12 protein-coding genes are annotated in these 13,853 nt (G+C 59.1%); 1 reads left to right on the top strand and 11 read right to left on the bottom strand.

Features of this window, described 5'->3' with window-relative positions; genetic code table 11:
* The first annotated feature begins 38 nt into the window (after nucleotides 1-38).
* Nucleotides 39-806 (top strand): SDR family NAD(P)-dependent oxidoreductase, encoded by a 768-nt coding sequence (locus tag QQL78_RS12735; RefSeq protein WP_284373977.1) that lies wholly within the window; start codon nucleotides 39-41, stop codon nucleotides 804-806.
* Here the strand turns inward: QQL78_RS12735 and QQL78_RS12730 are convergent.
* The 11 genes from QQL78_RS12730 to QQL78_RS12680 form a co-directional block, all read right to left on the bottom strand.
* Nucleotides 803-1,198, bottom strand: coding sequence for a Na+/H+ antiporter subunit G (locus QQL78_RS12730; RefSeq protein ID WP_284373975.1), 396 nt, complete (start codon nucleotides 1,196-1,198; stop codon nucleotides 803-805). The genes QQL78_RS12735 and QQL78_RS12730 overlap by 4 nt on opposite strands.
* Nucleotides 1,195-1,482 (bottom strand): K+/H+ antiporter subunit F, encoded by a 288-nt coding sequence (locus QQL78_RS12725; protein WP_284373974.1) that lies wholly within the window; start codon nucleotides 1,480-1,482, stop codon nucleotides 1,195-1,197. Before QQL78_RS12725 ends, QQL78_RS12730 begins: the two co-directional genes overlap by 4 nt.
* Nucleotides 1,479-1,979 carry a Na+/H+ antiporter subunit E gene (locus QQL78_RS12720; protein ID WP_284373972.1) on the bottom strand — a complete coding sequence of 167 codons (501 nt, stop codon included), beginning with the start codon at nucleotides 1,977-1,979 and terminating at the stop codon, nucleotides 1,479-1,481. Before QQL78_RS12720 ends, QQL78_RS12725 begins: the two co-directional genes overlap by 4 nt.
* Before the next feature lies 1 nt (nucleotide 1,980).
* A complete protein-coding gene (locus QQL78_RS12715; protein WP_284373970.1) occupies nucleotides 1,981-3,525 on the bottom strand; it encodes a monovalent cation/H+ antiporter subunit D in 1,545 nt (514 codons plus the stop codon).
* Complete coding sequence (locus tag QQL78_RS12710; RefSeq protein ID WP_284373968.1) at nucleotides 3,522-3,875, bottom strand: Na+/H+ antiporter subunit C; 354 nt, start codon at nucleotides 3,873-3,875, stop codon at nucleotides 3,522-3,524. The genes QQL78_RS12715 and QQL78_RS12710 overlap by 4 nt, the downstream gene beginning before the upstream one ends.
* Nucleotide 3,876: 1 nt before the next feature.
* On the bottom strand, nucleotides 3,877-6,759 hold the full coding sequence (locus QQL78_RS12705; protein WP_284373966.1) for a monovalent cation/H+ antiporter subunit A: 2,883 nt from the start codon (nucleotides 6,757-6,759) through the stop codon (nucleotides 3,877-3,879).
* A 137-nt stretch (nucleotides 6,760-6,896) separates the two neighbouring features.
* The gene (locus QQL78_RS12700) at nucleotides 6,897-7,670 is read right to left on the bottom strand and encodes an HpcH/HpaI aldolase family protein (RefSeq protein WP_284373964.1); all 774 of its coding nucleotides are present in this window, start codon (nucleotides 7,668-7,670) and stop codon (nucleotides 6,897-6,899) included.
* Complete coding sequence (locus tag QQL78_RS12695; protein ID WP_284373962.1) at nucleotides 7,670-9,379, bottom strand: hydantoinase B/oxoprolinase family protein; 1,710 nt, start codon at nucleotides 9,377-9,379, stop codon at nucleotides 7,670-7,672. Before QQL78_RS12695 ends, QQL78_RS12700 begins: the two co-directional genes overlap by 1 nt.
* A 4-nt stretch (nucleotides 9,380-9,383) precedes the next feature.
* Nucleotides 9,384-11,462: a hydantoinase/oxoprolinase family protein gene (locus tag QQL78_RS12690; protein ID WP_284373961.1), complete on the bottom strand. Its 2,079-nt coding sequence runs from the start codon at nucleotides 11,460-11,462 to the stop codon at nucleotides 9,384-9,386.
* Between the two features lie 76 nt (nucleotides 11,463-11,538).
* Complete coding sequence (locus QQL78_RS12685) at nucleotides 11,539-12,468, bottom strand: LysR family transcriptional regulator (RefSeq protein WP_284373959.1); 930 nt, start codon at nucleotides 12,466-12,468, stop codon at nucleotides 11,539-11,541.
* A 167-nt stretch (nucleotides 12,469-12,635) separates the two neighbouring features.
* Nucleotides 12,636-13,739: a trypsin-like peptidase domain-containing protein gene (locus QQL78_RS12680; protein WP_284373957.1), complete on the bottom strand. Its 1,104-nt coding sequence runs from the start codon at nucleotides 13,737-13,739 to the stop codon at nucleotides 12,636-12,638.
* Between the last annotated feature and the right edge of the window lie 114 nt (nucleotides 13,740-13,853).

The raw sequence follows: 13,853 nt of genomic DNA, 5'->3' as shown, positions 1-13,853 counted from the left end.
TGTCTAAATCACGGCATAAATGAACAGGAGTTCTATTAATGGAAATGTGGTCTGGAAGTGTGGCGATTGTCACAGGTGGCGCATCTGGTCTGGGGGCTGCAACAGCGACAGCTTTGGCCGGTGCAGGGTTGAAAGTCGCGATCTTTGATCTGAACGCAGAGGCCGGAGAGGCACATGCGGCCAATCTGGGCGGGACCTTCCACAGCGTGGATGTGTCAAACGCCGAACAGGTCAAGGCGGCGATGGATGCGGTAAATGATCAGCTGGGCGCGCCACGGGTGTTGGTCAATTGCGCCGGAATCGGTCCGGCGGCCAAGACGGTCTCGCGCGGCGAACCTCATGATGCGGGGATGTTTGCCAAAGTGATTGGCATCAACCTGATCGGATCTTTCATCTGCGCCTCTGAAGCCGCATCGCGTATGGTCGCGCAAGACCCGATGGCCCCTGACGGTGCACGTGGTGTGATCATCAACACGGCTTCGGTTGCGGCCTATGAGGGGCAAGTCGGGCAGGTAGCCTATGCGGCTTCCAAAGGGGGGATTGTCGGAATGACCCTGCCGATGGCGCGTGATCTGGCGGATAAGGGTGTGCGGGTTTGCACCGTGGCACCGGGCTTGTTTCTGACACCGCTGTTGGAAGGGCTGCCGCAAGAGGTACAGGATTCGCTGGGCGCTCAGGTGCCGTTCCCATCGCGGCTGGGCCAGCCTGCGGAATATGGCAAGCTGGTGTGCCATATCCTTGATAACCCGATGCTGAACGGCGAGGTCATCCGCCTTGACGGCGCCATCCGCATGGCACCGCGCTAAAGTTGCGGCGTCGGCTCTACCGCCAGTTCGCGATCTGCTTCCGGTACGTTCAGGGTCGACCAAGTGTCGTCTCTGGGCGGCGGCGGCGGGGCGTCGCAGGATTGCTTGTGAATGTTCACCTTGGCGATAAAATTTGCCGAGATGGGCGCGGTGACAAACAGAAACGCCATGATCAGCAATTCATGCAATGACCCTTCACCCACCACATAGGAATGGATCATAGAAGCCAGCAACAAGGCCCCGATGCCGATGGTCCCGACCTTGGTCGGCGCATGCAGCCGCGTCATTGAATCGTTGAATTTCAACAGACCGATGGTGCCCACCAGCGCAAAACCCGCGCCAATCAACAGGCAGATGCCAACCAGATATGTGCCGATAATTTCAAAGCTCATTCGATGATGTCCCCCCGCAGCACAAACCGCGCATAGGCGACGGTTGAAACAAAGCCCAGCATGGCAACAATCAACGTCGCCTCGAAATAGATCTGTGTGCCCTGTGCGATCCCCAGCAGCACAACCAGACCGATGGCATTCACCACCATCGTGTCCAGTGCCAGAATGCGGTCGCCAACAGAGGGGCCGATGACCAATCGGATCATCGACATAATCTGTGCCATCACAATGCCGATAAATGCCAGTTTAAAGGCGATATCCATAAAGTCGGTTGCAGCGTTCATAGGAAAATCTCCTTCAGCCGGCGTTCATAGCGGTCCTTGATCCCGTCGCGCTCCCCATCGGGATCTTCGGTGTGCAGCACATGCACCAGCAGGCTGTGGCCCTCATCCGACAGATCCGCGGACACTGTGCCCGGGGTCAGGGTGATGGTGCCGGCCAGCACGGTGATGGCTTCTGGCGCAGTCAGATCCAGCGGAATGATGATCCAGGCCGGTTTCAGTGCAGCATTGGGCTTTGTCAGTACGATCCATGCCACCTGAATATTGGCGATGATAATATCCCAAAGCACAATCATGGCATAGCTGAACAACCGTCCCAGATGCACGCCACCGGGCCGTTCAGGCCACCAGATTGCTGTGGCCTTGGTGATCACAATCCCAAGGATCACACCAAAAAGCGCCATTCCGGCAGAGAATTCATTTTGCAGCAAGATCCAGACCACTGCCAGCAGCACGGTCAACAGCGGATGGGGGAAAAGCCAGCGGAAGGCGCGGGTCATGTCAGTGCTCCTCCTTTGTGGGTTTGCTTAGCTTGCCGGGGGTGTCCAAAACGGTTGAAACATAAGGCTCTGGCGCGAATAGCTGCGCCGAGGTCTGTTCAACATAGGAATAGGCCGGACCAGCAAAAACCGTATGGGCGACAAGCAATGTCAGCAAGCCACCAACCGCAACATAGGACAGGGCGGCGGGTGCCGGTTCCGGCGATGTGTCGTCGCCGTGGGGGATGCTCTTGGCCTTCCAGAACAGGGTTGAACCCGCCCGCGAGAACCCCACAACGCTGATCAGGCTTGACCCCAGCACCACGGCCCAGATCCATACTGCCATGTTGCCCTCGAATCCGGCATCAAGGATCAACAGCTTGCCAATGAACCCGGATAACGGCGGCAGGCCCGCCATGGCAATTGCGGCAAGGAAAAACATCGCCGATGTCAGCGGCGCGCCGGATACCGATGGCATTGCGGTCAATTCCAGTGAAGGGCGTCCGGCCCGCACCAGATCCGCAATTAGGAACAGTGCCGCTGCCGCCAATGTGGAATGTACGATGTAATAAAGCGCGGCAGCGATCCCTGCCGGGGTGAACATGGCAATCGCTACCATCACCATGCCCATCGACCCGATGACGGAGAAAGCCACCAGACGGTCCAGTTTTTTCGCGGCCAACACACCAATCATCCCAATCGCCAGCGACAGCAGGGCGGCAGGCATCAGCCAGACCGAATGCAGACCGTCGGTTGCAGCCAGCTCTGGAGGGAAGATCAATGTATATACCCGGATGATCGCATAGGCTCCGACCTTGGTCATGATCGCAAACAGGGCGGCAACGGGGGCAGGTGCTTCGGCATAGCTGGAGGGCAGCCAGAAGTGCAACGGTACAACCGCGGCTTTGATCGCAAAGACCATCAGCAGCAGCACCGCAGCAACGCGGATGCCGACAGTGTCACCGGCATCAATCAGTGCCACACGCTGGGCCAGATCGGCCATGTTCAGCGTGCCGGTCTGCGCATAAATCGCCCCCAGCGCGAACAGGAACAGGGTCGAGCCGATCAGGTTGAACAGCACATATTGCACGCCGGCCCGCAGGCGCAGGTTGCCCCCGCCATGAATCATCAACCCGTAAGAGGCGATCAGCAGCACTTCGAAGAACACAAACAGGTTGAACAAATCGCCGGTCAGAAAGGCCCCCATGATGCCCATCAGCTGAAACTGGAACAGCGCATGGAAATGCCAGCCACGTTTGTCCCAATTCGACCCGATGGCATAAAGCAGCACAAACAGCGCCAGCACCGAGGTCAGCAGGATCATCAAGGTCGACAGGCGGTCCCCGACCAGTACAATGCCAAAAGGCGCGGCCCAGTCGCTGAGTTGATAGAGCGTCACCGTGCCGTCTGAAGCCTGCCAGGCAAGCCCGGCGCTGATGGCAATCAGCGACAGCACACCGGCAATGGAAAACACCCGCTGGATCACAAAGTGATAGCGCGCCGCCAGCACGATGAACGGGGCCAGCAGGGCGGGCAGGATAACCGGGGCAATGATCCAGTGCATCATGATGTTTCCTCCCCGGATGTCTCGGCTGCGGGATCATTCACCCTGTCATCATCGCCGCCCAGATAGGCCCCCAGACCAATCATCACCACCACGGCTGTCATGCCGAATGAGATCACAATCGCGGTCAGGACCAATGCCTGCGGCAGGGGATCGGTGTAGCGCGTGGCTTCTGTCAGGATGGGCGGTGCGCCAACGGTTAACCGCCCAGAGGCAAAGAGGAACACGTTCACCGCATAGGTCAGCAACGACATGCCCATGATCACTGGAAAGGTGCGCAGGCGCAGCACCAGATACATACCGGCAGCCGTCAGAATGCCAATGGCCGAAGCGACAAGAAGTTCAAGGCCCATGTTACACGCCCTCCCGTTTCGGGTTACCCGGATCAGCGGGGTCGTATTCCTCGCGTGAGGGGTCAATGTCCATAGGATGTTCGTTTTCCGTCATATGGCTGCGCCGGGCCAGTCTGGAGAAGCTTTCGAGGGACAGCATCACCGCACCGACCACCGCAAGGAATACACCCAGATCAAACAGGGCAGCTGTTGCCAGCTCGAACTTTTCGAATGGCGGGATGCGCACATAGGTGAAATCCGAGGTCAGGAAAGGTTTGCCAACAAACCATGACCCGATACCGGTCAAACCGGCAATCAGCACACCGGCACCAATCACACCGTGATAGGGATAGCGCAACCGCGCCGAGGTCCAGTTAAAGCCGCTGGCCATATATTGCATCACCACGCCAATCGACACGATCAAGCCTGCGATAAACCCGCCACCGGGTTCATTGTGCCCGCGCCAGAAGATGTAAAACCCGACCAGCATCACCAAAGGCATCAACACACGTGTCAGCACGACCATCATCATTGGATGCATGTCACCGGCGCGCGGCTGGTCCGGTTTGCGGTTCAGCAGGCGGGCGCGCACGGGCCCGTCCAGCAGCGTCTCGGTCAGCGCATAGATCAGCAGGGCCGCAATACCGAGCACGATGATCTCGCCAAAGGTGTCAAAGCCACGGAAGTCGACAAGAATCACGTTGACCACATTGGTCCCACCGCCGCCCTTATAAGAGTTAGCGAGGTGGAACTCGGATATCGACGGTGCCACCGCATCCCGCAGCAAGAAGTGATAGGACATGGCAAAGGTCGCCAGACCAGCCGCAATCGCAACCACCGCATCGCGCATCCGTCGCAGGACGGTGCTTTCGACGGGGGTGCGGTTGGGCAGGAAATTCAAGGCGAGCAGCAGCAGGATGATCGTTACCACCTCAACGGTGATTTGCGTCATCGCCAGATCCGGCGCGCTGAACAGAACAAATCCGACAGAAACCATCAGCCCGACAATCCCGATCAGGATCAGCGACAACAGGCGGTTGCGGTGCAGGAACACCAGCCCCAGTGTTGCGGTGACCAGCATTGTCCAGCCAGCGATCTCGACCGGTCCGGCGCTTTGGGAAACGCGGGTTGCGGCACCGACGGTGCCAGTTGCCCATGCGTGATACCCGATGGCCGTGATCGTGACCGCGGCAATCGCCGCATATCGTGAAAACGCACCGTTGTGCAGGCCGTGGATCAATCCGCGCGACAGGGCCGCGGCTGCTTCGATCAGGGCCTCAAAGATGACCTTGGCTTCAGGGCGCGGGGCCGCGTCCCATGCCTTAAGCAGCGGCTTGAACAGGGCCAGAACAATCAAGCCGCCAATAACTGCGGCGATGGACATATAGAGTGCCGGCACCAGCCCGTGCCAGATTTTGAAATGCGCGGTGGGTACCGCGGCCACGTCACCCAGCAGGGAAGCGGTGACGATTTTGACAAATGGTTCGGCCAGAAACGGCGCACAGCCGATCATCACAACCAGCACTACCAGCAGCGCGGGTGGACCCCACATGCCAAAACCGGGATCGTGGGGATGGGCCGGATAATCGTCGCGTTTGGGACCAAGGAAGGTGTGGCTGATCAGGCGGAAACAATAGGCGGCAGAGAACAGAGAGCCGACAACAGCAAGCGTCGGCACCAACCAATCTGAACCGAAAAGCACCGTGTGATGCGCCTCTTCCAGCATCATTTCTTTGGACAGGAAACCGTTCAGCAACGGAATTCCCGCCATGGACAGGGCTGCAAGGGTGACAATGCCAAAGGTGATTGGCATCAGATGGCGCAGCCCGCCCAACCTGCGGATATCGCGGGTGTGGGTTTCGTGATCGACAATCCCCGCAGACATAAACAGCGCGGCCTTGAAGGTGGCGTGGTTGAGGATGTGAAATATCGCCGCCATCGCGCCAAAGGCAGTGCCGGTGCCGAGCAGCATGGTGATCAGCCCCAGATGGCTGACCGTGGAAAATGCCAAAAGCGCCTTGAGGTCATGTTTGAACAGGGCAATCACCGCCCCCAGAACCATGGTGATCAGACCGGCGCTGGTCACAATCACAAACCACTCCGGCGTGCCTGACAGGACCGGCCAAAGCCGTGCCATCAGGAAAATCCCGGCTTTCACCATGGTTGCCGAATGCAGATAGGCGGAAACCGGGGTGGGGGCAGCCATGGCGTGGGGCAGCCAGAAGTGGAACGGGAACTGCGCCGATTTGGTGAAACAGCCCAGCAGGATCAGGATCAGCGCTGGCAGGTAAAGCGGGCTGGCCTGAATGACCTCCCGGCTTTGCAGGATGACGCTCAGGTCGTAGCTGCCTGCGATATTGCCCAGAATCAGCATGCCCCCAATCAGCGCAAGCCCCCCCATGCCAGTAACGGTCAGCGCCATACGCGCGCCCTGACGTCCCTCGGGCAGATGTTTCCAATAGCCGATCAGCAGGAAGGAGGACAGCGATGTCAGCTCCCAGAATACCAGCAAAACCAATATGTTGTCGGATAGGACGATCCCCACCATCGCGCCCTGAAACAACAGCAGATAGGTGAAGAACTCACCCATGTTGTCATCACGTGACAGGTAAAACCGTGCATAGGTGATGATCAGCAGGCCGATGCCCAGGATCAGCAGGGCAAAGAAGAACCCCAGCCCGTCCAGCATGAGGTTCACATTCATGCCCAGCGATGGCAGCCAGTTCACCCCGGTTGTCACGACCTCCCCGGCCAGCACAGCAGGCAGATTGGTCAACAACCCGATAAATGCGGCAAGCGTAACAGTGAAGGTGACGCCGGCACAGGCCTGACGCCCCGCATTGTTCATGAGACCGGGCAGCAATGCGCCCAGGAAGGGCAGGGCGACGACAAGGAAGAGGGACACGCGAACTCCTGACCAGGACCTTAAGACATCGTCCATATTTGTGGCAAAAAGCGCGGTTTCTCAAGGGCAACCGACCCAGAAGAGGTCGAATTTTAGGATCGAGGGACGATTTACTGGCTGTGGTGGCGCACCGCGCCTCAAGACAGCCGGTCTTTGACCTTTGCCAGCAGCGTATCCGAGGCTTTGGCAAGCAAGGACACATCCGATCCGCAGGCGACAAAGCTGAACCCCTCGTTTAACAGCTCAGCGGCAAAATCCGGGTCCAGTACCAATGTGCCGACGGGTACACCCATCGCCATCAGTTTCTTTGCGGCGGGTCTGATCAGGTCCCAGACTTCGGGGTCCATCGGTTTGCCCAGCTTGCCAATGTCTGCGGCAATATCCGCAGGCCCGAAAAAGATCCCCGACACGCCCGCAACCGCGCCGATCTCCTCGGCACGGGCCACGGCGGCGGCGGATTCCAGTTGCAGCAGGACAGTGGTTTCATCCTCAACCCGCGCCACATAGTCGGTAACACGCCCGAATTTATTGGCCCGCATCGCGCCGGAAACCCCGCGCGTGCCATGGGGTGGATAACGGGTGCTGGCCACGGCCTGTTCGGCCTCTTTCACCGTCTGGATCATCGGAAACAGCAATCCGCGTGCGCCCAGATCCAACAGGCGTTTGACAATCACCGGGTTGTTCCACTCTGGCCGCACGATGGGAGTGGTGCCGGTATCGGCAAACCCCTGCAATTGCCCCATCACCGTCATATAATCGTTTGGCGAATGCTCCATATCGATCAACGCCCAGTCGAAACCCGCAGGGCCGGTAACCTCAACCGCAAAGGGGCTGCACAGGCTGATCCAGAGGCCCAGCTGTTTCTCGCCAGAGGCAAGGGCGCGGGTAAAGCGGTTGGGCGCAAGTTTCATCAGATGGTTTCCCCCTTGGCGATAGCGTTCTGCACCGCTGCAATATCGGCGTTGCTCAATCCATAGTCCTGTGCCGCAGTCTGGGCCGAGATGTATCCCCGCGCAAGGTCGCGCATCACGCTTTCTCTGGGCCGCTCAGCAGGATCGCCGTAGCCGCCGCCACCGGGAAAGGCCATCATCACCTTGCGGCCATGGGTCACCAGTTGCTTGCCCTTGCCATACATCTTGCCCCCGTCATCTTGGGCGATGGTTGTGGGCGCACCGGCCCCGCCGCCGCGCCGTCCTTGGGCGGGGTGATCCACGCGGTCGAACATGGCCTGAATGTCGAACTCATGACCTTCGCGCGCGCCAACCACCATATATTGCCCCAGACCGCCGCGCTGTTTGCCGCTGCCGCCTGAATCAGGACGCAGTTCCTTGCGCCAGATGATCACCGGGCCTGCATGTTCCGTGGCCTCCACCGGCATTGTCATCACGCCGGAGGGGAAGGCGGTGGCGTTCAGCCCGTCAAATTCCGGTCGCGCCCCCGATCCGCCAGAGTTGAAGGTCAGCACCTCGCGGCGCACGGCGTCCGCCGGGGCAGGTGCGTCCATGCGCGGGCGCAGGGAGACCTGGAAGTTGCACAGACATCCGGCACCCTCAGCTGGCACGAGATCCGGCACGATCTTGTCAAAGGCGTTGAACACCACGTCAGGGATGAAATGGCCCACGATATGGCGCAGGGCCACGGGTGCGGGATGCAGGGCATTAACGATGGTATTGTCAGGGGCCGCAATCTCGAACGGCGCAAGCGAGGCCGCGTTATTGGGAATTTCCGGCGCAATCGCAACCTTCAGCGCGTAGCAGGCATAGGCCTTGGCATAGACCAGCGGACAATTGATGCCCTTGCGATCAAGGCCCGAGGTGCCCGCGAAATCGGACAGAATGCGGTCTTCTTCAATGCTCAATGTGACCTTAAGGGTGATCGGAGCGGAAAACCCGTCGATTGTCATTTCACCCGAGGCTTGGGTGCGCGGCAAGGCGGCGATCCGTTCCAGCGTGGCCCGGCGGGAGTTTTCAAGGATGAAAGAGGCGATGCCGTCCAATGTGTCCAGTTCGAACTCCTGCATCATGTCGATCAGGCGGCGATGGCCGATTTCGTTACAGGTGGTCAGCGCGTAAATGTCGCCGATCAGCTGGTCAGGTTCGCGCACATTGCCACGGATGATCCGCACAAGGGTTTGATCCACCTCCCCCGCATCGGCGAATTTCATGATGGGCAGATACAGACCTTCTTCATAAACGCTCGCCGCATCGGCACCAAAGCCGCGCCCGCCGATGTCGACGATATGCGCGGTGCAGGCAAAGAACCCGACCAGCACATCATTGTGAAACGAGGGTGTAACCATGGTGATGTCATGCAGGTGGCCGGTGCCTTCCCACGGATCATTGGTGATATAGACATCCCCTTGGGTGATGTTCTGCCGTCCGATCCGCCGGATGAAATGCGCCACCGCATCGGCCATTGCGTTCACATGCCCCGGTGTGCCAGTCACCGCCTGCGCCAGCATCTGACCATGGGTGTCATAGACCCCGGCGGACAGGTCACCCGCCTCGCGAACCGAGGTGGAAAATGCGGTGCGCACAAGAGCTTGCGCCTGTTCCTCAACCACAGAGATCAGACGGTTCCACATGACCTGATAGGCGACGTTTGAATGTTGTTTTACCATGGGTTCAGCCTTTCACAGTCACGTCGATGCAGCCGTCGGGCTGGCGGATTGCCTTGCGGCTGGTGGGAAGGATGATGGTGGTTTCATCCTCGGTGATGATCGCGGGGCCTTGTGCCTCCGTGCCTTCTGCCATTTCATCCCGAAGGATGACCGCACTGTCCTGAAATCCGGCCAAAGCAGGATCGAACATCGGGCGGCGCGTGGTGACGGCCGCCGCGCCTTTGGCGGATGCGGTGGTCACTTTGGCAACCTGTTCGGGCGGTGTTGTGGCATTGGCGGACCAGACGGTGATTTCAATGTCCAACCCTTCAACCGTGCGGCCAAACAGTTTGGCGTAGTCTTCGGCGAACAACCGTTCGAATGTCTCGGCATCAGGGTTGGCGGCTTGTTCTGCCGTCAGGACAATCGGGATTTCCCAGCCCTGTCCGGCATAGCGCATATAGGCTTTGAACTCTGACAGAATGGTCGCATCAGGCGCGCAATTGCGCACAAACCCTGTGGCTTCGCCTTGTAATTCACCCAGCAGGGCCTTGATCTTGCCTGCGTCGAAATCCGACAGGCGCATATAGACGGATCGGTTTGCCTCAAAGCTGAAAGGCGCGCGCAGAAAGCCGATGGCGGATCCGACACCGGCACCCGGCGGCACCAGTAAACGATCAACGTCCAGCTTTTCACAAAGCCGCCCGGCATGCAGCGGGGCCGCGCCACCAAAGGCGATCATGGTGTATTCCGACAGGTCTTCGCCATTCTCGACCGCATGCACCCGTGCGGCATTGGCCATGTTTTCATCGACAACCTCGGCCAGACCAAAGGCGGATGTCGCCGCGTCCATATCCAGCACATCCCCCAGAACAGAGGTCAGGGCACTTTCGGACCCGGCAGTGTCCAGCTTGATCGACCCGCCGGCAAAATTGTCGGGGTCCAGTTTGCCCAGCACCAGATCGGCATCGGTTACCGCGGGTTTGGCACCGCCACGCCCATAGCAGGCCGGCCCCGGTTCCGATCCGGCACTTTCCGGCCCAACCCGGATCTGGCGCATGGCATCCACATGGGCCAGCGATCCGCCGCCGGCACCAATCTCGACCATATCGATCACGGGGATCGATATCGGCATACCGGAACCCTTTTTGAAACGGTAGGTGCGGGCCACTTCAAACACGCGGCTGGTTTTCGGGGTCTGGTTCTTGATCAGGCAAATCTTGGCTGTGGTGCCGCCCATGTCGAAGGACAATACCTTGTCCAAACCATAGCGCGCCGCAATATGCGCCGCAAAAACCGCACCACCCGCAGGACCGGATTCGACCAGCCGCACGGGGAATTCAGCAGCGCTTTCAATCGAGATAATCCCGCCACCGGAGTGCATCAGGAAAATATTGCAGGCGACACCTTCATCCTGAAGGCGGCCCTCAAGACGGCCCAGATAGGATTTCATCAGGGGTTTGATATAGGCATTCGCCACAACCGTGTTGAAGCGTTCATATTCGCGCATCTGTGGCGAGACTTCGCAAGACAGGGACACCATGGCCTCGGGCATCATCTCTGCCAGTACCTCACGCACCATCTGTTCATGGGCGGGGTTCAGATAGGAATGCATCAGCCCCACGGCGACACTTTCAAACCCTGCGGTCTTGATCTGTGCCACGACGTCTTCAACATCGGACCTTTCCAGCGGGATCAGCACATCACCCCGCGCATCAACGCGTTCCGCCACGGTATAGCGCATCTGGCGCGGCAACAGCGGTTCGGGCAGGGTGAGGTTCAGATCATATTGTTCAAACCGCGACTCCGTACGCATTTCAATGACATCACGGAACCCTTCGGTGGTGATCAGCGCTGTCTTGGCCCCGCGCCGTTCGATCAGCGCATTGGTGGCGAGGGTTGTGCCGTGAATGATCTGGGTGATGGCCTGTGGCGTGACGCCCGCCTTGGCACAGACCTGATGCATCCCGTCGATAATCGCGTTTTCAGGTGCAGCATAGGTGGTCAGCACTTTGGTAGAAAAGGAGGCCCCGTCGACTTCAAGCACCACATCAGTGAAGGTGCCGCCGATATCCACGCCTAGCCGGACAGATGATTTTTGCATGTTGGAACTCCCGATTTTCACGGAGCATAGAAAGCGGGGTTATATAGATGCAAATTATTATATTCTATCGCAGTGATCACTTGGTTTGATCTAAAGGCATTCCCTCAAAGCCTGCTGCACAAGAGGCTGCAATCTCTGCGGCGTCCCGTACAAATGTCGCTGCCCGTTCCGCGTGATACCGCGCGGCAACCCGCAGCGGGCTGGGCCGCCAGCTATGGGGGATTTCGCTTAAACTGCCCTCTGACAGATGCTGTGCCAGTAAGGCGCGGGGCAGCACCGCGATGCCAAGGCCATCCATCGCCATATGCATCGCGGCGGACAGGCTGTTGGAGGGCACAATGCGCATGGCCCCTGCGGATTTGGTGTCAAAATGTTCCACAACTTCCAGATAGGCTTGGGTATGGCGGGTATGGGTCAGGATGGGGTGTTTGATCAACGCCGCTTGGGTGACATCATTGGCATCCAGTTGCTGCGCAAGGGCGGGAGCTGCAACCCAGACATAGCCGTAGTTCCCGATATCAATATTGCCGCTGGTCGCTGTGCCAAAAGGGGCAGTCTGAAGTGCCAGGTCAAGCGTATTTGATACAAGTTCACGATCAAGGTTGCGCGACAGATCAACGGTTAATTCAACAGATACATTGGGGTAGACCTCTTTCAGACGCACGATCAAAGGGCGCAGCCATGTGGCCGCCACCAATTCGGTCACCCCTAGGCGCAGACGGTCGTCGACCAAATCGGGCCGTCCGGCGATTTCGATCATCCGGGTGGCTTCCTGCAAAATGATCCGCGCCTGTGCCAATACCTCACTGCCGCGCGGGGTCATGCGCACGGACCCAGCATCGCGCAGCATCAAGGGCAGGCCAAGGGTGGTCTCAATCCCGGCAATCCGCGCAGAGATATTTGGTTGCGTGGTGTTCAGATGATGGGCGGCTTTGCGAAAGCTGCCCAGATCCGCAACCCAGACCAATGCTTCAAGTTGTTTCAGAGTAAAATGGTGACTGATCATCGGGGGCCTTTTGCGCTGCGTCAGCAAGTGACTGCGCCCCGATTATGATCATGTCAATTATTCATTTGCGCCTTGGTTGATCCTGAATTCTGATCATGTGCGCCGATTTGTGGCAAGGATTGCCTTTGCGCCACATCCGGAAGATGCGGCGCAAAAGGGGTTTGAAATCAGGTTTCTTCCGGGGCCAGTGTGCCGACAGTAACCTCCAGCGTGACCGGTTTACCGCGTCGCAGCACGGTGATTTCGGTGGTTTCCTCCGGTGTGGTTGTGGCCACGGCGCGGGTCAGGTCGCGCAGCTCGTTAACGGGGGTGCCTGCAAATGCGGTGATGATGTCACCTTTCTTCAGACCGGCGGTTTCTGCGGGGCTGTCCTTGCTGACCGCCTCGATCACCGCGCCTTTTGGGGCGTCATACCCCAGCACGGCGGCGACCTCTTCGGTCATCGGGCGGATGTTCACGCCCAGCCAGCCACGGGCGATCAACCCGTCGTCCGCCAGATCAGCAACAACCGTCTGCACCAGATCCGAAGGCACGGCAAAGCCGATCCCGACAGAACCGCCCCCCGGTGAAATGATGGCGGTGTTCACGCCAATCACATTGCCGGCATTGTCAAACAATGGCCCACCGGAGTTGCCCCGGTTGATCGCTGCATCCGTCTGGATGAAATCGTCAAACGGGCCGGAACGGATGTCGCGCGACAGGGCGGAAATGATACCGGAGGTGACGGTGCCCCCCAATCCGAAGGGGTTGCCGACGGCAACAACCTCATCCCCGACACGCAGGTCTTTTGAGGTGCCAAAAGCCACCGTTGGCAGGTCCACATCTGCGGTAACCTTCAGCACGGCAATATCGGTCAGCGGGTCGCTGCCGACCACCTCTGCTTCAAAACTGCGCCCGTCTGCCAGCTTGACCTTCACGGTTTCGGCCCCGTCGACAACGTGGTGGTTGGTGACGATCTGCCCGTCCGCCGAGATGACAAAGCCAGAGCCAAGCCCCTGCTGCGGTTGCGATGGACCGGGTGTCAGCCCCTCAAAATGGCGGCGCAGTTGCGGCGGCAGGTTTTGGGGCAACGCCCCCCGTGCCGGGGTCGCCTTGGCAGTGACTTCGATAAACACCACGGCGGGGGATACCGCTTCGACCAGATCGGCGTAGCCACCGGCGGGCACCGCAAAGGCGGGTGCGGGGGGCAGTGTCAGGGCCGAGGCCGAAATCAATGCGGCAGTCAGCGCTGCGGTGGTGGAACGGGCGGAAAATTTCACTAAGGATCGCATGGGAATGCCTCGTTGTTATCGTTGATGAGGCTGATATGAGGCACCAGCTTTACAGAGAAATTGGGCGGCCTATACAAATTTGTAAGGCGCTCTGCCGTCTGGCGGCCCGCGCCT

The sequence above is a fragment of the Sulfitobacter pacificus genome, from assembly GCF_030159975.1.
Lineage (GTDB): Bacteria > Pseudomonadota > Alphaproteobacteria > Rhodobacterales > Rhodobacteraceae > Sulfitobacter > Sulfitobacter pacificus.
This window is presented reverse-complemented; position numbering and strand designations above follow the sequence as displayed.